Annotated in this window: 21 protein-coding genes, 2 tRNA genes and 1 rRNA gene; 14 read left to right on the top strand and 10 right to left on the bottom strand. The window is 42.3% G+C overall.

Translation table 11 applies throughout. The features are described 5' to 3' along the window. Positions 1 to 21: 21 nt before the first annotated feature. The 3 genes from F887_RS14410 to F887_RS14420 all read right to left on the bottom strand — a co-directional run bounded on the left by F887_RS14410 (position 22) and on the right by F887_RS14420 (position 1,826). Positions 22 to 97, bottom strand: a tRNA-Ala gene (locus F887_RS14410). Between the two features lie 55 nt (positions 98 to 152). Continuing rightward, positions 153 to 229 (bottom strand) — tRNA-Ile (locus F887_RS14415). 59 nt (positions 230 to 288) lie between these two features. Then, a 16S ribosomal RNA gene (locus F887_RS14420) occupies positions 289 to 1,826 on the bottom strand. Positions 1,827 to 2,390: 564 nt separating this feature from the next. On the opposite strand from F887_RS14420, the gene F887_RS14425 reads away from it, so the two are divergent. The 7 genes from F887_RS14425 (at position 2,391) to F887_RS14455 (ending at position 7,531) form a co-directional block, all read left to right on the top strand. Then, entirely contained in the window at positions 2,391 to 3,281 is an 891-nt protein-coding gene (locus tag F887_RS14425) for an MlaA family lipoprotein (RefSeq protein ID WP_005291890.1), read from the top strand. Between the two features lie 130 nt (positions 3,282 to 3,411). Then, entirely contained in the window at positions 3,412 to 4,380 is a 969-nt protein-coding gene (gigA, locus tag F887_RS14430; RefSeq protein WP_005291887.1) for an RsbU family protein phosphatase GigA, read from the top strand. Positions 4,381 to 4,482: 102 nt separating this feature from the next. Continuing rightward, entirely contained in the window at positions 4,483 to 5,004 is a 522-nt protein-coding gene (gene gigB, locus F887_RS14435) for an anti-anti-sigma factor GigB (protein ID WP_005210604.1), read from the top strand. A 28-nt stretch (positions 5,005 to 5,032) separates the two neighbouring features. Continuing rightward, positions 5,033 to 5,857, top strand: coding sequence for a carbon-nitrogen hydrolase family protein (locus F887_RS14440; RefSeq protein WP_005291886.1), 825 nt, complete (start codon positions 5,033 to 5,035; stop codon positions 5,855 to 5,857). Positions 5,858 to 6,068: 211 nt separating this feature from the next. Then, the gene (locus tag F887_RS14445) at positions 6,069 to 6,431 is read left to right on the top strand and encodes a DUF4951 domain-containing protein (protein ID WP_005291884.1); all 363 of its coding nucleotides are present in this window, start codon (positions 6,069 to 6,071) and stop codon (positions 6,429 to 6,431) included. Positions 6,432 to 6,571: 140 nt separating this feature from the next. Further along, positions 6,572 to 7,009 (top strand): MarR family winged helix-turn-helix transcriptional regulator, encoded by a 438-nt coding sequence (locus F887_RS14450; RefSeq protein ID WP_005291881.1) that lies wholly within the window; start codon positions 6,572 to 6,574, stop codon positions 7,007 to 7,009. 87 nt (positions 7,010 to 7,096) lie between these two features. Continuing rightward, the gene (locus F887_RS14455) at positions 7,097 to 7,531 is read left to right on the top strand and encodes an organic hydroperoxide resistance protein (RefSeq protein ID WP_005291879.1); all 435 of its coding nucleotides are present in this window, start codon (positions 7,097 to 7,099) and stop codon (positions 7,529 to 7,531) included. Positions 7,532 to 7,594: 63 nt separating this feature from the next. Here the strand turns inward: F887_RS14455 and gspE are convergent, their stop codons facing one another. Further along, positions 7,595 to 9,085 carry a type II secretion system ATPase GspE gene (gene gspE, locus F887_RS14460; RefSeq protein ID WP_005291876.1) on the bottom strand — a complete coding sequence of 497 codons (1,491 nt, stop codon included), beginning with the start codon at positions 9,083 to 9,085 and terminating at the stop codon, positions 7,595 to 7,597. 93 nt (positions 9,086 to 9,178) lie between these two features. On the opposite strand from gspE, the gene F887_RS14465 reads away from it, so the two are divergent. Together F887_RS14465 and F887_RS14470 are read left to right on the top strand one after the other, a co-directional pair. After that, entirely contained in the window at positions 9,179 to 10,000 is an 822-nt protein-coding gene (locus F887_RS14465) for a hypothetical protein (protein WP_005291874.1), read from the top strand. Between the two features lie 9 nt (positions 10,001 to 10,009). After that, on the top strand, positions 10,010 to 10,927 hold the full coding sequence (locus tag F887_RS14470) for a mechanosensitive ion channel family protein (RefSeq protein ID WP_005291871.1): 918 nt from the start codon (positions 10,010 to 10,012) through the stop codon (positions 10,925 to 10,927). Here F887_RS14470 and F887_RS14475 read toward each other — a convergent pair whose 3' ends face one another. Beyond that, positions 10,928 to 13,783, bottom strand: coding sequence for a DUF2339 domain-containing protein (locus F887_RS14475; RefSeq protein WP_005291868.1), 2,856 nt, complete (start codon positions 13,781 to 13,783; stop codon positions 10,928 to 10,930). Positions 13,784 to 13,971: 188 nt separating this feature from the next. Between F887_RS14475 and polA the strand changes: the two genes are divergently transcribed. Then, the gene (polA, locus tag F887_RS14480) at positions 13,972 to 16,737 is read left to right on the top strand and encodes a DNA polymerase I (protein ID WP_005291866.1); all 2,766 of its coding nucleotides are present in this window, start codon (positions 13,972 to 13,974) and stop codon (positions 16,735 to 16,737) included. A gap of 127 nt (positions 16,738 to 16,864) precedes the next feature. Further along, positions 16,865 to 17,995, top strand: a complete 1,131-nt coding sequence (locus tag F887_RS14485; protein ID WP_005291864.1) for an acyltransferase family protein — start codon at positions 16,865 to 16,867, stop codon at positions 17,993 to 17,995. Positions 17,996 to 18,036: 41 nt separating this feature from the next. On the opposite strand, the gene F887_RS14490 is transcribed toward F887_RS14485, so the two are convergent. From F887_RS14490 to ppx, 5 genes are read right to left on the bottom strand one after another with little or no spacing between them, the layout of a single operon-like run. Beyond that, positions 18,037 to 18,606: a YggT family protein gene (locus F887_RS14490; RefSeq protein ID WP_005291862.1), complete on the bottom strand. Its 570-nt coding sequence runs from the start codon at positions 18,604 to 18,606 to the stop codon at positions 18,037 to 18,039. A gap of 16 nt (positions 18,607 to 18,622) precedes the next feature. Next, on the bottom strand, positions 18,623 to 19,462 hold the full coding sequence (gene proC / locus F887_RS14495) for a pyrroline-5-carboxylate reductase (RefSeq protein ID WP_005291860.1): 840 nt from the start codon (positions 19,460 to 19,462) through the stop codon (positions 18,623 to 18,625). 3 nt (positions 19,463 to 19,465) lie between these two features. Continuing rightward, positions 19,466 to 20,857: a tRNA lysidine(34) synthetase TilS gene (tilS, locus tag F887_RS14500; protein WP_081401639.1), complete on the bottom strand. Its 1,392-nt coding sequence runs from the start codon at positions 20,855 to 20,857 to the stop codon at positions 19,466 to 19,468. Beyond that, the gene (locus tag F887_RS14505; RefSeq protein WP_005291856.1) at positions 20,794 to 21,618 is read right to left on the bottom strand and encodes an acetyl-CoA carboxylase carboxyltransferase subunit alpha; all 825 of its coding nucleotides are present in this window, start codon (positions 21,616 to 21,618) and stop codon (positions 20,794 to 20,796) included. Before F887_RS14505 ends, tilS begins: the two co-directional genes overlap by 64 nt. Positions 21,619 to 21,646: 28 nt before the next feature. Beyond that, a complete protein-coding gene (gene ppx / locus F887_RS14510; RefSeq protein ID WP_005291853.1) occupies positions 21,647 to 23,167 on the bottom strand; it encodes an exopolyphosphatase in 1,521 nt (506 codons plus the stop codon). Positions 23,168 to 23,440: 273 nt separating this feature from the next. On the opposite strand from ppx, the gene trxA reads away from it, so the two are divergent. The 3 genes from trxA to F887_RS14525 all read left to right on the top strand — a co-directional run bounded on the left by trxA (position 23,441) and on the right by F887_RS14525 (position 26,020). Next, positions 23,441 to 23,767 (top strand): thioredoxin, encoded by a 327-nt coding sequence (gene trxA / locus F887_RS14515; protein ID WP_005146523.1) that lies wholly within the window; start codon positions 23,441 to 23,443, stop codon positions 23,765 to 23,767. Positions 23,768 to 24,097: 330 nt separating this feature from the next. Continuing rightward, positions 24,098 to 25,366: a transcription termination factor Rho gene (gene rho / locus F887_RS14520; RefSeq protein ID WP_005146524.1), complete on the top strand. Its 1,269-nt coding sequence runs from the start codon at positions 24,098 to 24,100 to the stop codon at positions 25,364 to 25,366. 396 nt (positions 25,367 to 25,762) lie between these two features. Beyond that, the gene (locus F887_RS14525) at positions 25,763 to 26,020 is read left to right on the top strand and encodes a hypothetical protein (RefSeq protein ID WP_005291850.1); all 258 of its coding nucleotides are present in this window, start codon (positions 25,763 to 25,765) and stop codon (positions 26,018 to 26,020) included. Positions 26,021 to 26,081: the final 61 nt, after the last annotated feature.

Here is a 26,081-nt window from a genome sequence, read left to right as displayed (position 1 = left end):
CTTACATTACTTCGTAATGTGTGGTGGAGACTAGGAGAGTCGAACTCCTGACCTCCTGCGTGCAAAGCAGGCGCTCTACCAACTAAGCTAAGTCCCCAGCTTATCATTTAATGAACGATATATCTTTCAATCTAAGCTACTGCAATCAGATTTGGTGGGTCTGACAAGACTTGAACTTGTGACCCCACGCTTATCAAGCGTGTGCTCTAACCAACTGAGCTACAGACCCTCAGATACATCTTCGAAGAACAACTTGTTGTGGATTCTTACCGGTCACCAATCTTTCGTTAAGGAGGTGATCCAGCCGCAGGTTCCCCTACGGCTACCTTGTTACGACTTCACCCCAGTCATCGGCCACACCGTGGTAAGCGTCCTCCTTGCGGTTAGACTACCTACTTCTGGTGCAACAAACTCCCATGGTGTGACGGGCGGTGTGTACAAGGCCCGGGAACGTATTCACCGCGGCATTCTGATCCGCGATTACTAGCGATTCCGACTTCATGGAGTCGAGTTGCAGACTCCAATCCGGACTACGATCGGCTTTTTGAGATTAGCATCCTATCGCTAGGTAGCAACCCTTTGTACCGACCATTGTAGCACGTGTGTAGCCCTGGCCGTAAGGGCCATGATGACTTGACGTCGTCCCCGCCTTCCTCCAGTTTGTCACTGGCAGTATCCTTAAAGTTCCCGACATTACTCGCTGGCAAATAAGGAAAAGGGTTGCGCTCGTTGCGGGACTTAACCCAACATCTCACGACACGAGCTGACGACAGCCATGCAGCACCTGTATCTAGATTCCCGAAGGCACCAATCCATCTCTGGAAAGTTTCTAGTATGTCAAGGCCAGGTAAGGTTCTTCGCGTTGCATCGAATTAAACCACATGCTCCACCGCTTGTGCGGGCCCCCGTCAATTCATTTGAGTTTTAGTCTTGCGACCGTACTCCCCAGGCGGTCTACTTATCGCGTTAGCTGCGCCACTAAAGCCTCAAAGGCCCCAACGGCTAGTAGACATCGTTTACGGCATGGACTACCAGGGTATCTAATCCTGTTTGCTCCCCATGCTTTCGTACCTCAGCGTCAGTATTAGGCCAGATGGCTGCCTTCGCCATCGGTATTCCTCCAGATCTCTACGCATTTCACCGCTACACCTGGAATTCTACCATCCTCTCCCATACTCTAGCTGACCAGTATCGAATGCAATTCCTAAGTTAAGCTCAGGGATTTCACATCCGACTTAATCAGCCGCCTACGCACGCTTTACGCCCAGTAAATCCGATTAACGCTCGCACCCTCTGTATTACCGCGGCTGCTGGCACAGAGTTAGCCGGTGCTTATTCTGCGAGTAACGTCCACTATCCTAGAGTATTAATCTAGGTAGCCTCCTCCTCGCTTAAAGTGCTTTACAACCAAAAGGCCTTCTTCACACACGCGGCATGGCTGGATCAGGCTTCCGCCCATTGTCCAATATTCCCCACTGCTGCCTCCCGTAGGAGTCTGGGCCGTGTCTCAGTCCCAGTGTGGCGGATCATCCTCTCAGACCCGCTACAGATCGTCGCCTTGGTAGGCCTTTACCCCACCAACTAGCTAATCCGACTTAGGCTCATCATTTAGCGCAAGGTCCGAAGATCCCCTGCTTTCTCCCGTAGGACGTATGCGGTATTAGCATTCCTTTCGGAATGTTGTCCCCCACTAAATGGCAGATTCCTAAGCATTACTCACCCGTCCGCCGCTAAGTGATAGTGCAAGCACCATCACTCCGCTCGACTTGCATGTGTTAAGCCTGCCGCCAGCGTTCAATCTGAGCCATGATCAAACTCTTCAGTTTAAAATCATTAGTAGCTTATGGCTACAAATCTTGGCTCATCAATTTTCTGACTAAAAATTCGCTCAAATAAACTTCGAGAAATTTCTACCATTCAATCAATGAAATATTTTCGATTGATCAACCAGTAAAAATCCACACAAGTTGTTCTTCTATTCTCTTAATGATCTTCTCGATGATTCGTCATCATCAAGCTAGGTCGGCTATATTACTCTAAATTTCTTTAAAGTCAACAGGTAATTTAGATATTTTCAAAACTTATTCTCAAACCCAAAAATTTAACCCTTAAGCCAAATCCTTGTTTCTAAACAAGTTTTTATCCACATCACCGCCGATGGATGTGCATTCTACAGTATTTCAGACGGGGTGCAACCCCCTAAACAATCTTTTTTATTCGAGTGAACATTTTTAAACCAAATTCACAATTTTTCTTATATTTTTCGACCGAATTTGTTTTAATAATAAGAGAACAACTAAACTGTATGCCTTATCTTTATGTTTTGCGTTCAGTGACGCACTCATTTTAATGGCTGTATTATTTCGCTCTAACAGCGATTAAGGACTTATATGCATTACTCCAATTTTATCTTGCTTGGGTTGTTAACTGCTGGAGCATGTTCATCAGTATTGGCACAAGAAGCGCCTACCAGTGATTCAGCCGATCAAGCGAATGCTGTAGGAACTCCAGTCACTGCTGAACAAAAGATATCAACGATTCAGGCCATCAAAGATTTAAAACATCTCACCAAGAATGATTTAAAAGTAAATGCGAATGCAGCGCAGCCAGATTCAGTGAAAGATCCATTACAACCACTGAATCGACAAATTTATGCATTCAATGACATGTTAGATCGCAACCTATTAAAGCCAGTTGCGATTCAATATGTTGCCAAAGTTCCAGAACCTGTACGTAGTCCATATCGTCAGTTTCGTAAAAACTTAGGCGAGCCTTGGAATGCAGTCAATCAATTAATCCAAGGCCGACCGACCCGCGCAGCAAAAAGTTTAGGTCGTTTCACCGTGAATACCTTAACAACTTTAGGTTTTGCAGATCCCGCACGTCGTTTAGGTTTAACCACTGAAGAAGAAAGCTTTGGTGTGACACTCGGCTATTATGGTGTTCCATCTGGTCCTTATGTGATGTTGCCATTTTTTGGACCGAGCACTTTCCGTGATGGTTTTGGTTTGGCAGCAGATAGTTTCGGCCGCCCACAAAAATACTTATTAGAAGATCAAGATGGAATTTACTGGTCTACCAATGTATTGCAAGCCATTGATGCACGCTCTCAGATCCTTGATATTGAAGAAAGCTTAAAAGGCGATAAATATTCAATGATTCGTGATTTTTATTTACAGCGTAAATCCTTCCAAATTGCAGAGAAACGGGGTGACGCGAATGATGTATCGTTCATTGGCGATGCGGATGATGTTGACGATGCTTCTTCTGACGATAAATGATTAAGCTAAAATAATGTTTTACAAACTAATGTATTGCCAGAGAATTTAAACTCTGGCAATACTATGTATAAGGTCATGTTTCATCTATGATGAATTTTAAATGATCATACAAAGGATTGACTATTCATCTATGTATTTCATACAACCCACGCGTTCCGTACCTTGTTTAGATCAAGCTTTAACTGAGTTACCGAGTTTGCAGATCATTCAAATTGATGATTTGGATTTGTATGATCAAACCATCATTGCGATTGCCGATGTGCAAGACTTTTTAAAGTATCAGTGGAAACTTCCAACAGTAGTGCTTGCATTTGAACATGAAGGTACAGCCTTAGCGCAAGCATGGGAACAAGGTGCATTAGCCGGTTGGATTTGGGATAGTTTGCCAAAAAACCCGATTCATTCTTTGTTTAAAATAGATGCTCAATACAAACGTAATCAAGATAGTCGAGACTTACCCTCTGCTGCCGAATTACAAAAACGTCTTTTACCAAACCCAATTGAATTACCAAACTATCAGTTTGAATCCCTTTTTCAGCCGTCCGCTTACTTGTCTGGCGATTGGTATGATTATTGGCGCTTAAATGATGAAGAGGTTTTGTTTTATCTTGCAGATGTATCAGGACATGGTGTCACTAGTAGCTTACTGACGTCTTGGATGGCAGCCTTTCATGGCCGTTCCAAAACACCAAGTCAATTGATTCAAAAGCTTAATGCGATGTTGGTGCAAGAAAATATTGAAAAACACATTACCATGGTTGCTGGGATCTTAAACCTAGTCACTCATGAAGTGCGTTGGTCAAGTGCAGGACATTACCCTCCCCCTATTATTTTTGAACCGAATCAACCGCCTCAGATATTAACCACAAGTAGCTTCCCGCTTGGCTTGACTGAGGAGCTTGAAGTCGAAGAACATCACTGTAAATTAAGTCGCCATGCACGGTTTATTTTATGTTCAGATGGTGCCTTAGAGCCCTTCGATGGTGGCCTCAATGATCAGTTTAATCAATTGGTCGAACATCTTAAAAATGACTCATTCAAAGCCCCTGAACATGTGGCTGATGACATTGCAATTTTAAGCATATGTCGAATGAATTAATTTTAAATTCAACATCTTAATTAAATCACACCTCGCAACCACTTGTGTCTCCAATATCACTATGGGATAATTTGATATCCTTTCTCTGAAAATGGCATTTATATGTCAACAGGTCATGTTGAATATGCAAGTTTGAACGGAACGCATATTTTCAAGCTTATTGGCGAAGTGCGTGCTCACTCTTGTATAAGTCTAGACAAACTACTCAATCGAATTGAACAGCAGCAGAATGTTGTTGGTGCAATCGTTGATTTAACTGAAACCACGTTTATTGACAGTACCGTTTTAGGCATACTGGCAAAACTAGGTTTAAAGCTTAAGCAAGTTCATCACATACAAGCTGTTATGCTCTCGACAAATCCAGATATCACTACCTTGGCCAATAGCATGGGGCTTGGGCAAGTGTTTGTGATTTTAAACTACTGTGGTGATCCAAGTGTATGCACTTTGGAGCTTACAGAAGAGCAAGTCACCCATAGTGCAATGCTCAACACCGTGCTCGACGCACACAAAACTCTGATGCGCTTGAACGAAAACAACCAAAATATGTTTGAACCACTGGTTAAGCAATTGCAAAAAGAGCAAGATTGCTTAAATCTCGACGTACAAAAACAAAACGCTTGATCGTTAAACTCAGTATCGTGATCTCCCTATGACCTTACTTTCTGTTGCACAAATGAATTCTCAAAATGACATTGAAGCAAACTTCGATGTCATCGAGTCATTAATCCAGCAAAGTAAGGCTCAGGCAGCCGAGCTTATCGTTTTCCCTGAGAATTTTGTTTGCTTTGCTGCGGGTAAGCAGCGTGAAACCGCAGCACAATTCGAAGTCATTCAAGCGCGTTTAGAACAATTGGCACATCGTTATCAAATCTGGATTGTTGCAGGTACACTCCCATGCCCTTTCCGTCCAGATGGCTCAGTCATTCAAGATGGTCGAGTGAGAACAGTCAGCTTATGTATCAGTCCTGAGGGGACTGAAGCACGTTACGACAAAATCCACTTGTTTGATGTACAAGTCGGTGATGCTGTAGGTGGTTATCAAGAATCCAAGTTCTTTGAGCCTGGTGATGAAGTCGTTGTCGCAAAAACACCTTTTGGCAATATTGGACTCATGGTTTGCTATGACTTACGTTTCCCTGAACTTGCTTTAAGTCTGCGTCAACAAGGTGCAGATATGTTAACGGCTCCTGCGGCCTTTACTTACACTACAGGTCAGCTTCACTGGCAATTGTTACTACAAGCACGCGCCATGGACAGCCAGTGTTATGTCTTAGGCGCTGCTCAGCAAGGTTGGCACGGCGAACAGCGTCAAACTTGGGGACATGCAGGTATTACTGATAGTCGTGGACAACTGTTGCAAAGTATCGATACAGATGGACACGGTTTAATTAGCACAGAATTTGACCTTGAAGCACAAAACAAGCTTCGTCTTGCGATGCCCTTAATGCAGCATCGTAAAATTATTGCCTATTAATCTCCGCTTTATTGTTAGAGTGATTTAAACGTTCTGCTGTACAAAATACAAACACCCAAGACCAATCTGACTGCAATGGTCAACTTTTATAAATGTCTGATATATAGAATCATGATTTAATACAAATTATTGATCATAGTAGAACAAAGTCAGCTAACTTTGGACTATGCATGATGTAACATCATCCGTTAATTCTTATTAAGTTTTATACATGTTTAGATTTATTGTTATTTTCTTTTTTTTGGGGACAGCTGCACAACTTCACGCGACATCTGTGGATGTAGATGGTAATGAATCCACTCAATCATCTCGCGTTTTGTCTACGCCGCAAAACTTATCACTCAATGCTTTCGGGCAATGGATCATTGGCTGGGGAACCGGTGCGGAAGGCGCAAGGCAGAGATTGGACAATATTCAACGTGAAGATGTTGCCGTGATTAAGCAAAAAGGCACAACTCTAGAAATGATCAAAGCTTGGCAACAACATTTTGAACTTGAAGCACAAAATAATCTCAGCAATCCTACCGCACGCTATCGGGCACGATTAATGAAAAAAATTGCTGAGCTTTGGTAATTTTCAATTTAAGTGATCTATATAGAAAGCATAGGTTTTTGCAACTTATGCTTTTTTCATTTGAATTGATGCCTAAACTGCTTAGGTAATTGATCAGAGCAAGATATACTGATCCTATTCAATTACCATTTGAGGACTGCATGGGCGAAGAACATCCACAACTGTTATTAGATAATCAGTTATGTTTTCTGATTTATTCGACCAATCTTGCCTTGAATCAAGTTTATCGCCAATTACTCGTGCCACTTGGCTTGACCTATCCACAATATCTGGTGATGTTGGTGTTGTGGGAAAAAGATCAGCTGACGGTTTCAGACATCGGTGAACGATTATTTCTAGAGTCATCTACACTCACGCCCTTACTCAAAAAACTTGAAGCAGCTGGCCTGATTACCCGTAAACGCTCAAGTAAAGATGAGCGACAGGTTATTATTACCCTGACTGCACAAGGTCAAGCTTTACAATTACAAGCCACGGATATTCCAAATCAATTGGCTCAAGCTGCATCGTGCTCACCTACAACATTATTGGCATTAAAAGATCAGCTTTCCGAACTTCGTAGCAACCTAAACAAATAAGCTTGAAATTTACACAACAACAACTTGTATTTTTATTTATATCGTGTACGATTTAATTGCATTCAATGATATTTAGGAATAATAATCATGTCTCTAGAACAAGTGGTTTATCGTGCTAAAGCAAAAGCAACTGGCGGTCGTGATGGTCGTGCGACGTCTTCTGACGGTGTTTTAGATGTTCAGTTAGGTGTGCCAAAAGAAATGGGCGGTGCTGGTGGTGCAGTAACGAACCCAGAACAACTGTTTGCAGCGGGTTATTCTGCATGTTTCTTGGGTGCAATGAAGTTTGTTGCAAACCGCGATAAATTCAAGATTACGAAAGATGCCTATGTTGAAGGTGAAGTCGGCATTGGCCCGATTCCGAATGGCTTTGGTATCGAAGTAACACTGAATGTTTATTTAGTTGGAATGGAACAAGCGGAAGCAGAACAATTGGTTGCTGCTGCACATATTGTTTGTCCTTATTCAAATGCGACGCGTGGCAATATCGATGTGACTTTCAATATCGTGACCACTGCATAATCCTCCCGCTCAAAAAAAACAGCATGGTTTGACCATGCTGTTTTTTTATCTAAAGATTAAAGCTTACTCTTCTGCAGCTTCATTGGTCACACGAAGCACTTCTTCCAATGTGGTTTTTCCAGCTAAGACCTTCAATAATCCATCATCACGAATCGATGCTGCGTAACGACGCGCATGATTTTCCAACTCAAATTCAGCTGCATTCCCATGAATGAGACGGCGCATCGATTCATCTACTGGCACGATCTCATAGATTGCTGTTCGCCCGCTAAAACCAACGTGTGAACATTTTTCACAACCATGCGGTTCAGGCAATTCCATATGCTCATCAACCTTGAGATGCTGGAATACTTGTCTCTCGAAATCATCAGCCTTACGCCAAGTCACGCAATGCGGACATAAAGTTCGCACCAAACGTTGTGCAATCACCCCAATCAAAGAACTCGCCAATAAGAAAGGCTCAATTCCCATATCTTTCAGACGCGTTACTGCCCCGATTGCGGTATTGGTGTGCAGTGTGGAAAGTACCAAGTGACCCGTCAAAGAGGCTTGTACTGCAATTTCCGCAGTTTCTAAGTCACGGATCTCACCCACCATCACCACATCTGGATCTTGACGTAACATTGCTTTTAATGCACGTGCAAAGGTCATATCCACTTTGGTATTGACCTGTGTTTGACCAATCCCCTCCAATTGATACTCGATCGGATCTTCGGCAGTCAAAATATTGCGAGTGTGGTCATTCAAATCGGACAAGGCAGCATACAAGGTGGTGGTTTTACCCGAACCTGTTGGACCTGTGACCAAGATAATGCCATGTGGACGATGGACCAATTGCGTTAAACGATCATAGTCATTTTGCATTAAACCAAGATGTGTCATGTTTAAACGACCCGCTTGCTTATCCAGCAAACGCATCACCACGCGCTCACCATGCGAAGAGGGTAAGGTTGAGACACGCACATCCACTTCACGCCCCGCGAGACGCAATGAAATACGACCATCTTGTGGTACACGCTTTTCAGCAATATCTAGTCTAGCCATGACTTTGATACGAGACACCAGCAATGGCGCAAGCTCACGACGCGGTTGAACAATTTCACGCAACTGCCCATCGACACGCAAACGTACTGAAAGCTTTTTCTCAAAAGCTTCAATATGAATATCAGAGGCACTGACTCGAATCGCTTCAGACAACAAAGCATTGATTAAACGAACAATCGGTGCATCATCTTCCTGATCCATCAAGTCTTCAGCTTCAGGGACCTGATCTGCCAAACTCAACAAATCTGGATGATCTTCCAAGCCTGCCGCAACTTGTTGCGACTCACCTGTATCCCCTGCATAGCTAGAACTTAATAAGGCATGAAACTCTTGATCAGTACATAACTGATCGTGAGCGGATTTCCCCAAAATTCGACGAGCTTCCTGCAAAGCAATACGCGCGGTGTCCTTGCGTCGTACAATAAAAATTTGATCACCTTCATAACGTAACAAAACGCCATGTCGTTTAGCAAAACTATAAGGAATTTGTATTTGTTTAAGTATTTGCATCACACAAATAATGATAAGAGAAAGTATTGAGTGTACTCTAAGCAGATTACAGCGTGAAGTCTGTTTAGCATACTCACACAGGAATTTTGCATCTTGTCTCAAAATAATCAATATCACGCTCCCCATTCCGACACTTTGAAATGGTGGGGCGAACAACAATTCGAAATTCAACAGGCCAAAGCTTGGCAATTCGGTTCATTGCTATTTCGTCTTACTCGCGGCATCAAAGAATGGCGTTTGGAATATCATCGTCCTCAGTTTCAGTATGACTACGAGCAGCAGTGGCGAATATTGAACGATATCGAATTTGCCATGCCACCCCCAGCAAAAATTGAACGCTATATGTTTCACAAGACCAATGGCACCTTTCATTTGATGCCTCGTCTGGCGGATCGTTCTGTGGTGATTCGGCCTGTTGACCCCATCTATATTCCAGCAGGTCAGCGCGGCACTTTATATATCAGTACCCCCTTGTGGATTGCAGGTCTGGTGGATGGTCTTTCTGAACCGCTTTTTGATATTCCTGTAATTCAACCCAAAGACACCTGGTTTGGTAAAGACCCACAAAATGGTGAAATCTGCTACGCCACCTCTGTGGATGGTCGTATCGATTTGAATCTACTTAAACCGCGTGCTTTCCGTGCAGTAACCCCAATTGAGTTTCACAACACCAGTCATCATCAATTGCGCTTTGATCGTATGAATGTGCCTGTACCTGCCCTGCCATTATTTTATAGTGAAAGTACAGGACGCTTATGGACCTCGCAAATCAAAGTCTATTACGAAGGTACTGATCATCCAGCACGTATTCGTATTGAAAATAAAACCCCAACCCAAGCGGGTGAAGTCACCTATGTGCATCCCCCTCGCGCACCAGGCAGTACTTTATTCAATATGTTTGATTCATTTTTTTAAGGGGTTGCGATGCCTAATTCAAATATTCCAAAAGATGTGGCTGGCAGTCTCACCAGTTTTTTCAGCAATATTAACTTTGAGCGGCTTAGTGAAATCGTAGTTGCCATTATTTTGTGTTTTATCGGCTTCGTGATTGCACGTCTAGTCTCAAACACGTTTATCCGTACCATTGGTAGTCGCTTTAATGCCCATCAACGCCTGCTATGGCGTCGGGGTATTTTTTACTTCATCTTCCTGTTGTTCATTATGACCAGCTTAAGAGAAGCAGGTTTTAAACTCAGTGTATTTTTGGGTGCAGCAGGGATATTAACCGTCGCGCTGGGTTTCGCCTCTCAAACCTCAGCCAGTAACTTGATCAGTGGTTTATTTTTGATTGGTGAAGGTTCTTTTGAAGTCGGTGATACCATTCAGATCACCTTGATTCGCGGTCAAACCATTGAAGGTGAAGTAATTTCGATTGATTTACTCTCCGTTAAGCTTCTGACGCTGGATAATGTGTATATTCGCTTACCAAATGAGCAGTTGATCCGAACACCCGTAATGAATCTGTCTAAGTATCCAATACGGCGTATTCCAATTACACTGGCGATTAACTTCCATGAAGACATTCATAAAGTCCGACAGGTCTTATTGGATGTCGCTGCCAAGTATCCATTGGTCATGGATGACCCCAAAGCGACGGTTACTGTTACAGCGTTTAGAGAGTCTTCCATTGAGCTGTTATTTGCGGTGTGGTGCCGTCAGGAAAACTCACTCAAAGTTCGCGATGAAATGCAGGAACGGATTCGGAACGGATTCCTAGAAAATGAGATCGAAATTCCTGTACCGAAGATGGGGCTGATTGATCGTCCTCTACCCTTAGAAAATGATGAAATCGATCAATACGCCAATCAAAAAGAACTGAAAAGAGATGAGAAAGAAAGATAATTAACTTTCTTTCTTGGGTTCACTTAACGCAGGTGGCAACGGTGCGAGATAAGCAATCACCAGCATCACCGCTCCAGAGCCAATAAAAGAAATCACACGAGTTAACGTGCCACTTTGCGATAAGTCCAATAACAACAGTTTCGCCACCACGATACCTAACAACGCTGCACCGACAAACCAGATTTGTCGGATGTGGCGACGGCTGGAAAATGTCATCAGAACGAAAGCCAAAACAACCCACAATAACGTCAAACTGAGTTGTACATCACCATTCGACCAAATTGCGATGCTCCATAATGGTGTACCCAAATAATGATGCATGGCACGGACCACCACGCTACTTAGTACCAACAGACCAATTAAAATGGTGATGACTTTAAAGCCCCATTCCATTGAACGCTCAGCACTAAAGTCATGATGATAAATCATCCAGATCAGACCAAAGAACATTAATAAAGACAGAAGATCGGTCAGATTAAGCAGCGGTAGAAAATAATATTGCTGTGCAGAATACGGATCAAGACTGACCAATAGCAACCAAAATAGCGTTAAACACCAGATGGGTAACTGATGCAGTAATTCGGTTTTATTCGATATAAATCGCCAAATACCATAAATCGCGGGAATAATCGCAAGTGCTACAATCGGCATGATTGGGAAAATAGCCAATCCTATACTAGCGAGACCGAGCCAAAGCAAAGCAGACCACGGCATAACAGCAGCTTTAGATGTGTTAGCACTCAAGCTGCTCAGTATCAGAGTAATCACAATGGATGCCACTGCAAATGTCACTTGATTTAAACTGCTTGGCCAATGCCAAACTGCATAGACATTTTGCGCAAAACTTTCGCCATAGAGTAAAGCTAACAAACCACCCAATAAGATCAGTTGTACATTGCCCCACTGCAATCGTGATTTCACATGCACTGCCAGACTAAACAATGCCAGTAGTATTGCCGCAATCGCCAGATAAGGACTTAGCCCATGTTGCTGCCATTGCATGAATTCAACACCTGCAATCGCTCCTGAATATAACCCAAGTGCTAAAAACACGCCGCTTAACATCCGCGCACTGAAATATTTCTCAACGGCTTGATAATGCAATAAATAGAAGGCAGAAATAAATTGGGCCAAGGCATAAATCAGGGTACTCAGAATCGGGAAATGATCGTTTGACCAAACTTGGAAAAGTAATGCCACCGAACTGAGTAAGACCAAGGCTACGCCAATATAACGGCTTAAACGATAACGCTCTGTAACCCCCCAAACAATCAGCGCAGTTCCCTGAATCACCCAACCCGTTGAGGTCCAATGTGCACCTTTAGCCAACGGGAAAATCAATGCAACAAATACTACGGCAAGAATAAAGAAACTTTTGGCTAAAATTGAAAGTTGTGGATGCTGACGTTTAATCCAAAGATTTAAAGCAATATAAGTCGCAGCAAGTGCAACTGCGCCCCAAGTGAGTGCTGTCGTCGAGTTATGCATTAAATAAGCATGTAAGGAAAAGCCCAAGACAGGCACACTAAAGATCAGCCCGACATCTAAAATCGGCTGTAAACGAGTTTTTTGATCTGTTTGTTGCTGCTGATTCTGAGCACGCAGCATCAACTGGCTATAACGAATACTGAGCCAGATGAATAAAGCTATATGCAACCACAGGATCATATCCAAGGTATCAAACTGTGAGGTTTTTGCATAAATCCCAATGGTCGAACCACCAATAAACATGGTGGCAAAGAACGCAATTTGATGCAGGATTTTCCATGGTTGGATAAAGTTCAACGCTGCCACGGCCAAGTTAATCACAAAGTAATAGCCAAACAAGAAAATCACATCTGGATGATTTTGTGGAATCACCAGTGGAGCTAGATAGGCCATGGTCAATGCCAACATAGCCAAATACAAGGCCTGTTGCTTTAAGCTCAGATAGACCGTTGCCAATAATAAAAAGACAAACAATATACTGGCGGTGCTTAAGCTGGCAATCACTGCAAAATGATGTGAAAAAATCAAGGTTAAGAAGATCACCGCCAACCCTACACCTTGTAGAGCGACTGCAAATAATTGATTTTTCTTTTGTAATAAATATCCTGCAACTGTGGTGACGACACCTGCAATCGCAATAAAACCCAATTTCACGCCTAGACTGAGTTGCCAATGCTCACTGGCAAAACGTAGTAATAAAATCACACCAACCATTAATATGGCGACCGCAACGCGGAGAATCGGATTGCCGTGCATCACCCAGTCCAGTGCAGGCTTCCACCAAGCAGGTGTCTGCACTGGACTGGGTGACTGTACAGGGGCAGGATCAATTGAATGCTGTGAAGATTCAGATTTAGCCTGCATCCAAGCAGGTTGTTGTTCTAAGCGAGAAGCGTTTGAAGCTGTCGTTTCAACTAATTCAACAGATTCTTCAGTGCTTGGAGCCTGTTGTTGAGCTTGAATTGAAACATCTGGGTGTAGTGATTGGGTTGCATATTGCTCTAAATGTAACAATCGAGTCTGAAAGGCACTGATGGTATGAATCAAACATAAGAGTAATACCAATAAAGCACCACCTGCGAGCCACATCCATGTATTGGTATAGGCAAATAGCGCAACGAGTGCCGCGCCATATATCACAATTTTTTGTACGCCAATACCAGCCCCCAATGCAAAATAGCTTGGTGCTGCTTGTTCGAGTTGAAGTAAACGCTGATGAATTTCAGACAGGATGTGCACAATAACAACGGTCAAACCAATTGTAGCGGCAACAATGGTCCCTTGCCATTTGAAGGCAATTGCACAAGCGAGCAATATCGTCAGCGCGATTAGAACAATGACAATTCCCTGTTTGTCGTTTTTATACATAGACTTATATCAATTCTGACAGCTTCATTGCAGTCATATTACTTGATCACTAGTTCAGCAGGTAATGTTACATACAAAATACTGCAAATTTTCAACGACACAGCTAGCCGTACTCTTCCACGTTCAGATAAGACAGCCACGGCTTTTTCACGTAAAATAGCAGCTAATTTATAATTAGGATTTGCGCAATGCCACCTTTTGTCTTGGTTGACGGGTCTTATTTCTTATTTCGTGCTTTTCACGCTTTACCACCATTAACCACGTCTACTGGCTTACATACCAATGCAATACGTGGTGCAATTTCGGCAATCCAAAAACTGATGCGTCGCACTCAGCCGACTCACATGGCTGTGATTTTTGATACACCTGAGCCCACCTTTCGTCACAAGTTATCGCCGATTTATAAAGGTGATCGCCCAAGTATGCCTGAGGAATTATCTCAACAGATTCCTTATCTACATGCGTTGATTAAAGCCCAAGGTATTCCTTTATATTTTCTCGCTGGTGCGGAAGCGGATGACATTATTGGGACTTTAACCAAACGTGCCTTGGCAGAAGGCCATCATGTCCTCATCTCGACGGGTGACAAAGACATGGCGCAGTTGGTCAATGAACATGTCAAACTCGAAGACAGTTTTAAAGAACGTGTTTTAGATGAAGCAGGTGTTTTTGAAAAGTTTGGTGTCCATCCGAATCAAATCATTGATTACCTCACGCTGATGGGCGATGCTTCTGACGGTATTATGGGTGTTCCAGGGGTTGGCGCGAAAACTGCGGCGAAGCTGTTAAATGAATACGGCACATTGAATAATATTATTGCCAATGCCGATCAGCTCAAAGGTAAACTCAGTCAGAATATTAAAGATAATGTAGACAACATCAAAGTTGACCATCAACTTGCCAGTATTGTCTGTGATCTCGATCTCGCATTAGATTGGCATGACCTGAAACTATCCAATCCAAATGTAGATCAGTTACGTAATCTCTATACTGAGCTCGAATTCCGTAATCAGTTACAGTCTCTAGATCACCCAAATAATCCGAACAGTTCAGCTTATCAACAAACCTCTCAAAGTATTGCCAAAGCTGAGCAAAAACCTGAGCAAGTGGTAGTTGAAGATCATGCCAGCCTTACCAGTCAAGATGATCAATTGGGCACAGCCACCTATCATACTGTGCTGAGCCAACAAGATTGGGATGCTTTATTGCAACGTATGCAGCAAGCCGATCATTTTGCGATTGATACAGAAACCACCAACTTAGATTATCGAGTGGCTGAATTGGTTGGTTTCTCGGTCGCTTTTGATGCCAAGGACGCCTATTACGTCCCTGTCGCACATGATTATGAAGGTGCACCTGAACAACTGAATCGTGAACAATTGCTCGCTCAAATCAAACCGATTCTTGAAAATGAGCAAGTGAAGAAAATTGGTCATCATCTCAAATACGATGCTCACATCTTTGCCAATCACGGTATCACCATTCAAGGCTGGTATTTCGATACCATGCTCGCGTCATATGTATTGAATGCGGCTGCAACACGACATGGTATGGATGATGTTGCACGTCTCTATCTCAGTCATTTAACTACGACCTTTGAACAGATCGCAGGTAAAGGTGCCAAGCAAAAAACCTTTAATCAAATTGAGCTTGAAGTTGCAGCACATTATGCCGCTGAAGATGCACATGTCACTTATCGCTTGTATGAAGTACTCGCTGCAAAATTAAAAAGCTCTCCTGAACTGGTCAATATTCTACATAACATTGAAATGCCGGTTGCCCGTGTCCTCACAGGAATGGAAGAAGATGGCATTAAGCTCGACCATCAATTCCTCGATCAGCTCAGTGTTGAATTTTCAGAAACGATCCAAACGCTTGAAGCTCAAGCAGCAGAACTGGCAGGCGAAGCCTTTAATGTTGCCTCACCAAAACAGGTCGGCGAAGTCCTATTTGAAAAGTTAGGACTCAAAGGCGGTAAGAAAACAGCAACAGGTCAATACAGTACCAGCGAAAGTATTTTAGAAAAAATCGAACATCCATTGGCTGAAGTCATTTTGGAACATCGTGGCTTGGCAAAACTCAAAAATACTTATACTGATCGCCTGATTGAACAATCGCATGATACAACGCATCGTGTGCATACCAGCTATCATCAAGCCTTAACGGCAACAGGTCGTTTGTCTTCAACTGATCCAAATCTACAGAACATCCCTATCCGCACCCCAATTGGGCGTCAAATTCGTAAAGCCTTTATCGCACCTGAAGGTCGCGTATTATTGGCAGCCGATTACTCGCAAATCGAATTACGTTTAATGGCACATTTCTCTCAAGATGATGCATTAGTGCATGCCTTCCAGCAAGGTCAGGACGTGCATCGTCGTACCGCTTCTGAGGTACTGGGTATCGATATTGGAGATGTGACCAATGACCAACGTCGCCAAGCCAAAGCGGTTAACTTTGGTCTGCTGTATGGGATGTCTGAATTTGGCTTAACCCGTCAGCTCGGCTTTACACGTGAAGAATCGCGAAGCTATATCGCACGTTACTTCCAGCGCTATCCGGGTGTATTGGATTATATGGAACGTACTCGTCAGATTGCACGTGAACAAGGCTTTGTGGAAACTATTTTAGGTCGGCGTTTATACACACCCGACATTATGGCAACCAATAAAATGATCAAACAAGCGGCTGAACGTGCGGCAATCAATGCGCCTTTACAAGGCAGTGCCGCAGATATTATTAAACTTGCCATGATTGCAGTGGATAAAGTTCTGCCTAAAGATCAGGCCAAGCTGTTATTACAAGTGCACGATGAACTTGTGTTTGAAGCGGATGCTGCGATTGCGGATGAACTTTCAAAACAAATTGCTGAAGTGATGCAATCGGTATTAGAAATTTCAGTACCGTTTGTGGTCGAAGTTGGACAAGGTCCAAACTGGGATGCAGCACACTAACCCATCCGCACACCACAAAAACAAAATGTTTCTTGCAGACAGGGGATAAACTCCCCTGCGCTACAAGAAAACTGAAAATAAAGAATATCTTATAAAAATTAATTCGTATAGGAGTAAGGAATGCAACATGTCCTTTAATCAAGTTCAATTTAACCGCTATCACTCTATTGATTCATTACGCTGTATTTCAATCTTTTTGGTTTTACTGCATCACTTCAATATTCCTTATAAGCTGTTTGACACCTCGATCAATTTCCAAGTTTTTGGTGAAAACATCACCACGCTTTTAGCTCGAAATGGTAACTATGGTGTCACCATGTTCTTTGTGATCTCAGGTTATCTCATCACCTCACATACCATCAAACGCTGGGGTGCATTACACCAGATTAATACCCTGGACTTTTACATTTCACGATTTGCTCGCATCATGCCCACCTTGATCTTGCTGATCTGTCTGGTTAATTTTTTAGCTGCTTTTGAGTTAAAACCCTTTATGACGCAAGCCCCTAATGGCATTGTCGTGGCTCAATCAACCGTCAATCTTGCAGCACTGACCTTTTGGATGAACATCCTGATTATCGAGAATGGCTGGGTCAACTATGCGCTTGGGGTGTTATGGTCTTTATCTGTAGAAGAGGTTTTCTATCTACTTTTTCCACTGACAGCACTGCTATTTAAGAAAAAACCCTACTTTCTATTTGTCTGTTTCGCACTGATTGTATTTGCACCTTATTTTAGATATTTACATTATGGTGAGGAAAGTGGCGCGTACTTATACCATTACGTTTCTAGTTTTGATGGCATTGCTTTTGGCTGTATCGCAGCACTCATTGCTCCTCAACTTAAGCTGCAAACCAAAACCTGGTTAGGTCTGAAATACATGGCGATTGCGACCATGTTTATCATTTATTTCTCTGCACCGATCAAACAAAACTGTGTTTGGGGAGTCAGTCTATTTGCACTTGCGACCGCAATCGTGATTGTTGCAAATGTAGCAAATGAACAGGCAGGTATACAGCAGCAACGCTTTCAATTGCTGCAAAACATCGGTAAGAACAGTTATGAAATTTATTTATTCCATCTCATTATTTTAGGTTTTTTCAAACTGTTTTATACACCAGCAATCACTGAGGGAAATATTAAACTGGTCTTATTATTGATCTATTTCGTGCTTGCACTTGTAGTCGGTGCTTTCATTGCACGCTACTTCTCCAATCCGTTAAATCGGGTTATACGACAACGTTTAATCAAGAAATAAAAAATGGGCATCATGCCCATTTTTTATTGAATCAAACTTGCTTAAAGGCCAGTTAATAACACCTTAGCGGCTTCATTCATTAAGATTTCAGCCACATATAGAGTTAAAAACGCCAAAATTGGAGAGAGATCAATCATCCCCATGTTCGGTAATAACCGACGGAAAGGTGCAAGTAAAGGCTCAGCAAGTTCCTGAATCACTTCGATATAAGGTGAGCGTGACTGTGTAAACATCACCACCCAACTTAAAATGATCGTTGCAAAAATCAAATAACGACAGAAACGAATCAAGTCTTGAATCATGGTCACAAATGTCGTGATCACCAGATACACGGCACTATGCGGCATCTGTCCAGACAAATACATCAGGCCGAACATTTTCAGTAAATACAGCACTACCAACAAAGCAACTGCCGCCAAATTGACACGGCCCTTGCCTACAGTCGGGAAAATGCGACTAAATACATCTACAATCTTGGTGGCTTTCACGGTTGAAAGGACCACAGGATTGTATGGACTGACTGCCGCCAATTGCATTAAAAAACGGAAAAAGACCAATAAAATTGCAACATTGATCAAAACACCAAAAATTAGCGCAGAACTTGCACCCATAATTGTCTTATCCTACTTAAACCGATTTAGTCTTGTCACTCAACTCTTGCGCTAGCTCTTGGCTACGCTTCTGAGCTGCTGCAAGCGCTGCTTGAATATTTTGTGAAATCTGCGCACGATCAAACACCTCTAAAGCTGCTTGGGTTGTGCCATTTGGAGAGGTCACATTTTTACGTAATTCTGCTGGAGAATTTGAGCTGGTAATCGCCATTTGCGCCGCGCCTAACGCTGTCTGCAAGGTCAATGCTGTCGCTACTTTCTCATCCAATCCTAAGTTTTTACCAGCGCGAATCATACTCTCCATCAAATAGAAGAAATATGCAGGGCCAGAACCAGAGACTGCGGTTACTGCATCAATCTGGGCTTCACTCTCTACCCAAATCGTTAAACCTGTCGCCGCTAAAATTTGACTGGTTAACTCGCGATCTTGAGCATTAACTGCTTCTGGTGCATAAATCCCATGTGCACCGGTTTGTACCAATGCAGGTGTATTTGGCATCACACGCACAACACGTTGACTGCCGCCAATTAAATCTGAAATTGTTTGAATTTCAGCACCCGCAATAATTGAGATCACGAGTTTATCTGACAATAAGCCTTTTAATGGTTGTAATACCGTTGCCAAAACTTGTGGTTTTACCGCCAACACCACCACATCTGCATGTTGAACTGCTTCAACATTATCGATTGTGGTTTGAATTCCTTTTTCTTCTAATATGTGACGAATTTGCTCTACTGGGTCAGAAACGGTAATGCGGGTCGTCGGTAAACCGCGAGAAAGTAGCCCACCAATCAAGGCTTGCGCCATGTTACCACCGCCAATAAAACAAATATTTTTATTCAATGCTGTCGCCATGTCCTACTCATCATATGATAAAGACGGATGAAAAAAGTCATCACTGTCAGAAATTAAACTTGGTTGCCAACCACCTTGCTCGATATAGTCAGATTGCGCCAACCAAAAACCCTTTGGGCTAAAAACCCCAAGCATAACATTATCTACGACTAATATTTGAATTGTATGACGTAACCAAGGCAAAATCTGTAGCTCTTGAATGGCTTTTTTCAGCGGCCAATGTCCAATACGACCATAAAGATGAATTTTTTCACCGCCCTGCCGTTTGAGCAACTTTAACTCTCGCCCTAAAAGCTGTGGGGAAAGACCAATCGTTTGTGATTCAATCCTAAATTTTCCAGCCGCAGCGTTGATGGTTTCGCCCCTCTCAAACTTTTGTGACAACGTATACGGAAGGGAACATCGTTTTTCTGCGTACAACTCATCATGCGTTAAACGATATAACTTCTTCTGATAGCGAACGAAATAATGTTGATTGAGATGTAATGTTGCCTGAGCGTCTGGTTTTGCAAGAATCACTTCATTTTGCAAACGCTGCACCATATCGTAACTCGGCCGATACTGATCCAAACCCTTCATCCAAGCAGATAATAATTGACGTTGCCGTGCAGCAGAAAGTTGCTGCAGCTCGATCAAATCCAGTTCACGATCGGTTGCACATTGTTGCCAATCTTTTAGCAACACATCATCCAATATTTCTGCGGCATCTTGCATTAAATAACTGGTCCGTGCGATAGCGGACTGCATTTTAGGGAAGCGTTTTTGTAAGACACTCCATAACGCTTCTCGGCACCATGCTCGATCATAATGTGTGTCGTGATTGGTTGGATCGGTCACATAATCAAACCCAAGTTGCTGTGACCATTGTTCAATTTGCTCACGACTTAAATCTAAAAATGGTCGCCAAATGGTCATGTCTTGACGAACATCCAGTTGCTGCATTGCCGCTAAACCTTGAACGCCAGCCCCAGAAAATAACCTTAATAGAAGCGTTTCAGCCTGATCCTGCTGATGATGTGCTAAAACTAGAATTTCATTGGATTGTAAATGTTGTTGATAAGCCTGATAACGTGCTTGACGCGCTTGCTGTTCCAAATTGCCTGTTTCCACAGAGACTTTTTGCACAATACAAGGAATATTGAGGCGTTGAGATTGCTTTTGAACTAACATGCCCCATTCATCACTCATCGCTTGAAGTTGATGATCTACATAAATCGCGCGTGTTTGAGTCGGGAAAAGTTCAGACATTAGAAACAGCAACAGCATGGAATCCATGCCGCCGCTACACCCAATCAAAAATTGAGTTTGTTCAGAAAAATGCTGTGTTTGTGCTAAGACGCGATGCCTAAATTGCTGCTGCCAAACTTCATTAAACGTTGATAACGTGCGTCGCATCGTTCTTGTGCATCCATCGGTTGCAATTCATCTAAAGCTTGTTTGAGCACATCTTTCAAATCATGCATGACTTTTTCAGGTTGCAAGTGTGCGCCCTCACCTTCATCCACAACATATTCGACAATGCCTAAAGCTTGAAGTTTGTCTGCAGTTAAAGAAAGAGCCTCACTTGCCTGTGCTGCTTTATCTGCGGTCTTCCACAGAATAGAAGCACAACCTTCAGGTGAAATCACGGAATAAATACTATGTGACAGCATAATCACACGATCGGCAACACCAATCCCGAGTGCACCACCTGAACCACCTTCACCAAGTATTGTTGCAATCACAGGAACTTTTAAGCTTGAAAGTTGTGCCAAACTGGTTGCAATCGCTTCTGCTTGACCACGTTCTTCTGCCCCAACACCTGGGTATGCACCCATCGTATCGACGAAGGTAAACACAGGTAAATTAAAACGTTCCGCCATATCGAGTAAACGTTGTGATTTACGATAACCTTCTGGGTTACACATCCCAAAGTTATGCTGCAATTTTTCGCGTGTGCTGCGACCACGATGTTGACCGACCACCATCACAGGTTGTCCGTCAAAACGCGCCAAACCGCCAATCATAGCACCATCATCACCAAATAAACGGTCACCATGAAGTGCATCAAATTCAGTAAAAATTTCACTGACATAATCTAGAAATTGCGGACGCTCAGGGTGTCGTGCAATTTGAACCGTAGCCCAAGCCTTGGACTGAGTCGCTTTATTTTTCATAAGTCAAGAATGATCCATAATAATATGGTTAATCTACAAATTTGTCTGACTGAATATTTAACTCAATGTCCCAATGCTTAAATTGCACCTGCTCATCATGCAGGTCAGCAACCAATAAAGGCCATTGTTTAGCATCGCCAGAAACGCTGAGTTGCCATTGTTGATCATTTACAACACTCAATTCAATGGCAGGAAGCATCTGATCACTACGACTATGGTTCAGCAAAACTGCGAGACGAAGCAATAAGCAAAGATACAGTAAATGGCTACCGCCGACCTTTAAGACGTCATTTTTTGCATCTGCACGCAACTTACGACGGTGATGCGAAACCAAATGCGAGAGATGATTTTGATCAATTTGTGAGAAACCTGGAATATCTGAATGTTGCAGTAAATACGCCCCATGACGGTGATAACCACCATGGCTAATTGCCAATCCAATTTCATGCAAATATGCCGCGCGACGCAGTAAGTCACTGTCTTCTGTCGTTAAATTTAAAGCGCCAGCAACACCATCAAACAATTCTTGTGCCGTGTTCACCACACGTTCAGCTTGTTTTGGATCTGCGTTGTAGCGCCCCATTAATGCCTGCACACTGCGGTCACGAATATCTTCATGTTTGAAACGACCGAGCAAGTCATACATCACGCCTTCACGTAATGCACCGTCAGAATATGCCAATTTGTCGATATCTAAAACTTCAAAAATCGCATATAAAATCGCAAGACCAGCTGGCAAAACTGCTCGACGGTCTTCACGTAGACCTTCAAAATCAATTTCCGTGATATGTTTAAATTTAAGTAATCGATCTTTTAATTTATATAAACCATCACGAGTCAGATTTTCTTGTTCATCACTTAAACCTAAATTAACTGAAATCTGACGGCAAGCTTTGATCGTTCCACTGGAACCGACAACGGTATCCCAACCTTCAGATTTATAGGTATTGGCAATGGCAGACATTTCTTTACGCGCTGCAACCACAGCTTTGTCAAATGCTTTACTGGTAATTTCGCCATCAGGGAAATAGGTTTTACTATAAGCCACACAGCCCATTTGTAAGGATTCAGTATGCAGCGGTTCAAATTCCTCGCCAATGATAAACTCGGTTGAACCCCCACCAATATCCACCACCAAACGGCGACCGCCATTGGCCATGGTATGTGAAACACCGAGATAAATCAGACGTGCTTCTTCACGACCCGCAATAATTTCAATCGGTTTCGGTAAAATTTCTGCTGCTTTTTGAATAAATTCATGGCCATTTTTAGCTTGTCTTAAGGCATTGGTCGCAACAATTCTCAATCGATTTGCCTGTACCGAGCTTAAACGTCCAACAAAACGGGCTAAACAAGCCAATCCACGTTGTTGTGCTGCTTCAGTTAAATTTTTATTTTCATCAAGCCCAGCAGCTAACTGTACTTTTTCTGACATTGAAGCAACTTTCTTAACTTCACCGTGATCAACACGAGCAATTGCCAGATGGAAACTATTCGATCCCATATCAATCGCAGCAAGTAATTCTTCATCAATCAGAAAATCAGACATTATTCATATAAACCCGTGCTCAATTCACGCATTAGAGTAATTCACATGCTTACAATTTTAAAGTCATTTTAAGCAATAAAAGTACTGTATTTACGCTTTTACTTGATAAATGATTGTAGAAGTCGATGATCAACATCGTGAGCATCCATTAGACTTTTCATTTTCAAACTTGAATAATCAGAACAAACCCTTACATTGAATAAAGTAGCAATGTAATATTCATCGTGATGATGATCAAATTCGCACTTTATTTCTTAAATTTGGAGCAACCTCATGTCTGCGACTATTGTTAATACAACTGATACAAACTTCCAAGCAGATGTTTTAGATGCTGAAACTCCTGTACTTGTTGACTTCTGGGCTGGCTGGTGTGCGCCTTGTAAAGCGATCGCACCTGTTCTAGAAGACTTATCAAATGAATATGCAGGTAAAGTAAAAATCGTGAAAGTTGACGTGACTGCATGTGAAGATATTGCTGTAAAATATAACATTCGTAATATCCCAGCATTATTAATGTTTAAAAATGGCGAAGTTGTTGCTCAACAAGTAGGTGCAGCGCCTCGTTCAAAACTTGCAGCATTCATTGATCAAAACATCTAATACAATTGTTAAATGGTCAATCTGAAAAATACGCGATTTAATGAATCGCGTATTTTTCGCTAAAAATTGACAAATTGCTTGATTTCCTCTATATTTCTGAATCAAGAAGCTTTGAATGGAATCTACTTCATTGCGCTTCTTACCAAGACACAAAACATAAGATCGCCGCTCGGCAATAAACAATTGTTTTCACATTTCTCTCTGAAACAATGAACCAGACTACTGAATCGTGGTTGTGTAAATACAATTACATCAGCATGTATGTATGCGGTCGATTTTTATTCTTTCCCTAACGTAGTCCTCCACTTATTCCATTCTGTCTGACCACTTATGAACTTAACTGAACTCAAGAAAAAACCCATTGGCGAACTCATTAAAATTGCGGAGTTTATGGGCCTTGAAGGCATGGCACGTAACCGTAAACAAGATATTATTTTTGCCATCTTAAAACGCCACGCCATGAACGGCGAAGAAATTTTTGGTGACGGTGTTCTCGAAATTCTTTCTGATGGTTTTGGCTTCCTACGCTCTGCTGCTGGTTCGTATCTCGCAGGGCCAGATGACATTTATGTGAGCCCATCACAAATTCGCCGCTTTAATTTACGTACGGGTGATACCATCACTGGCACAATCCGTCCACCAAAAGAAGGTGAACGTTATTTTGCGTTGTTGAAAGTAAACCAAATTAACTACGATACACCTGAAAATTCACGTAATAAAATTTTATTCGAAAACCTTACGCCATTATTCCCTACCGAGCAATTGGTAATGGAACTGGGTAATGGTACCACTGAAGATTTAACCTCTCGTGTCGTCGATCTTGTTGCACCAATTGGTAAAGGTCAACGTTCGATTATTGTTGCACCGCCAAAAGCGGGTAAAACAATGTTATTGCAAACCATTGCTCAGTCGATTGTGCGCAATAACCCAGAAGTGTTCTTAATCGTACTTTTAATTGACGAACGTCCTGAAGAAGTCACCGAAATGGAACGTACCGTTCGTGGTGAAGTGATTGCATCTACATTTGATGAAGCTCCTGCTCGCCACGTCCAAGTTGCAGAGATGGTGATTGAGAAAGCCAAACGTCTGGTTGAACACAAGAAAGATGTCGTGATCCTACTTGACTCAATTACTCGTCTTGCACGTGCTTACAACACCGTTATTCCATCTTCAGGCAAAGTCTTGACTGGTGGTGTAGACGCTCACGCCCTAGAACGCCCTAAACGTTTCTTTGGTGCAGCACGTAACATCGAAGAAGGCGGTTCTTTGACCATCATTTCTACTGCTTTGATTGAAACAGGCAGTAAGATGGATGACGTGATTTACGAAGAATTTAAAGGTACTGGTAACCAAGAGATTACCCTTGATCGTCGCATTGCAGAGAAACGTGTGTTCCCTGCAATGAACATCAAGAAATCAGGTACTCGTCGCGAAGAACGTTTAATGGATGAAGATAACTTACGTAAGGTTTGGATTTTACGTAAACTGTTACATCCAATGGATGAGCTTGCAGCGATGGAATTTTTATTGGATCGTATGAAAGAAACCAAAACCAATGATGATTTCTTCGATCAAATGAAGCGAAAAGCCTCAACCTAGATACTAGACACAAATAAAAAAAGCCACCTTAATGGTGGCTTTTTTTATTTGGTTGACTTGATTACACAATATTTACATTTTTTTAAAAAAGTTATCAAAAATACTATTTCATTGATTTATCTAAAAAATTAATAAATAAATCATTTAATTTAAACAACTTACCGATTTAAAATTTGTTATCGATAGTTATTTTCTATCAAAAAACAGCCAAATTCTGCCCATTTTTGTCGTTTTGTTGGACAGAACAGTAGTAATTCATGAATTGCTTTGATAGGATAGCATCAGACCAGTTAGGCTGCTCCCTGCGTTGTTACCTAAAGCGTTTAGGAATAATAAAAGCACAAACAGACTAACTTAAGGTTTTTTTTAATCTCACAATTTTATGAGAGTGATGCCATGTTATTCAAAAAATTCGCTGTTGTTGCTGCTATTGCTACTACTTTAGCTTTCGTTGGTTGCTCTAAGAAAGAAGAAGCTGCTGCTACTGATGCTAACGCTGCTGCTTCTGAAGCTGTAGCTGCTGCTTCTGAAGCTACTACTGCTGCTTCTGAAGCTACTACTGCTGCTGCTTCTGACGTTGCTGCTGCTGCTTCTGACGTTGCTGCTGCTACTTCTGAAGTTGCTGCTTCTGCTCCAGCTTCTGCTGCACACTAATCTAGTTTTAGATTAAAAAAAAGAGAACCTTACGGTTCTCTTTTTTTATGCCTGAATTTTA

This window comes from Acinetobacter sp. NIPH 2100, assembly GCF_000369805.1.
GTDB lineage: Bacteria > Pseudomonadota > Gammaproteobacteria > Pseudomonadales > Moraxellaceae > Acinetobacter.
This window is presented reverse-complemented; position numbering and strand designations above follow the sequence as displayed.

Excerpts from the sequence above, each read along its gene's own strand:
- F887_RS14525 (WP_005291850.1), top strand. The coding sequence starts at position 25,763 with ATGTTATTCAAAAAATTCGCTGTTGTTGCTGCTATTGCTACTACTTTA.
- proC (WP_005291860.1), bottom strand. The coding sequence starts at position 19,462 with ATGGCGACAGCATTGAATAAAAATATTTGTTTTATTGGCGGTGGTAAC.
- ppx (WP_005291853.1), bottom strand. The coding sequence starts at position 23,167 with ATGTCTGATTTTCTGATTGATGAAGAATTACTTGCTGCGATTGATATG.
- F887_RS14450 (WP_005291881.1), top strand. The coding sequence starts at position 6,572 with ATGGGCGAAGAACATCCACAACTGTTATTAGATAATCAGTTATGTTTT.
- F887_RS14425 (WP_005291890.1), top strand. The coding sequence starts at position 2,391 with ATGCATTACTCCAATTTTATCTTGCTTGGGTTGTTAACTGCTGGAGCA.
- F887_RS14475 (WP_005291868.1), bottom strand. The coding sequence starts at position 13,783 with ATGTATAAAAACGACAAACAGGGAATTGTCATTGTTCTAATCGCGCTG.
- gigA (WP_005291887.1), top strand. The coding sequence starts at position 3,412 with ATGTATTTCATACAACCCACGCGTTCCGTACCTTGTTTAGATCAAGCT.
- F887_RS14455 (WP_005291879.1), top strand. The coding sequence starts at position 7,097 with ATGTCTCTAGAACAAGTGGTTTATCGTGCTAAAGCAAAAGCAACTGGC.
- gigB (WP_005210604.1), top strand. The coding sequence starts at position 4,483 with ATGTCAACAGGTCATGTTGAATATGCAAGTTTGAACGGAACGCATATT.
- F887_RS14505 (WP_005291856.1), bottom strand. The coding sequence starts at position 21,618 with ATGAAAAATAAAGCGACTCAGTCCAAGGCTTGGGCTACGGTTCAAATT.
- F887_RS14485 (WP_005291864.1), top strand. The coding sequence starts at position 16,865 with ATGTCCTTTAATCAAGTTCAATTTAACCGCTATCACTCTATTGATTCA.
- F887_RS14490 (WP_005291862.1), bottom strand. The coding sequence starts at position 18,606 with ATGGGTGCAAGTTCTGCGCTAATTTTTGGTGTTTTGATCAATGTTGCA.
- trxA (WP_005146523.1), top strand. The coding sequence starts at position 23,441 with ATGTCTGCGACTATTGTTAATACAACTGATACAAACTTCCAAGCAGAT.
- gspE (WP_005291876.1), bottom strand. The coding sequence starts at position 9,085 with ATGCAAATACTTAAACAAATACAAATTCCTTATAGTTTTGCTAAACGA.
- polA (WP_005291866.1), top strand. The coding sequence starts at position 13,972 with ATGCCACCTTTTGTCTTGGTTGACGGGTCTTATTTCTTATTTCGTGCT.
- F887_RS14470 (WP_005291871.1), top strand. The coding sequence starts at position 10,010 with ATGCCTAATTCAAATATTCCAAAAGATGTGGCTGGCAGTCTCACCAGT.
- tilS (WP_081401639.1), bottom strand. The coding sequence starts at position 20,857 with ATGCGACGCACGTTATCAACGTTTAATGAAGTTTGGCAGCAGCAATTT.
- F887_RS14440 (WP_005291886.1), top strand. The coding sequence starts at position 5,033 with ATGACCTTACTTTCTGTTGCACAAATGAATTCTCAAAATGACATTGAA.
- rho (WP_005146524.1), top strand. The coding sequence starts at position 24,098 with ATGAACTTAACTGAACTCAAGAAAAAACCCATTGGCGAACTCATTAAA.
- F887_RS14445 (WP_005291884.1), top strand. The coding sequence starts at position 6,069 with ATGTTTAGATTTATTGTTATTTTCTTTTTTTTGGGGACAGCTGCACAA.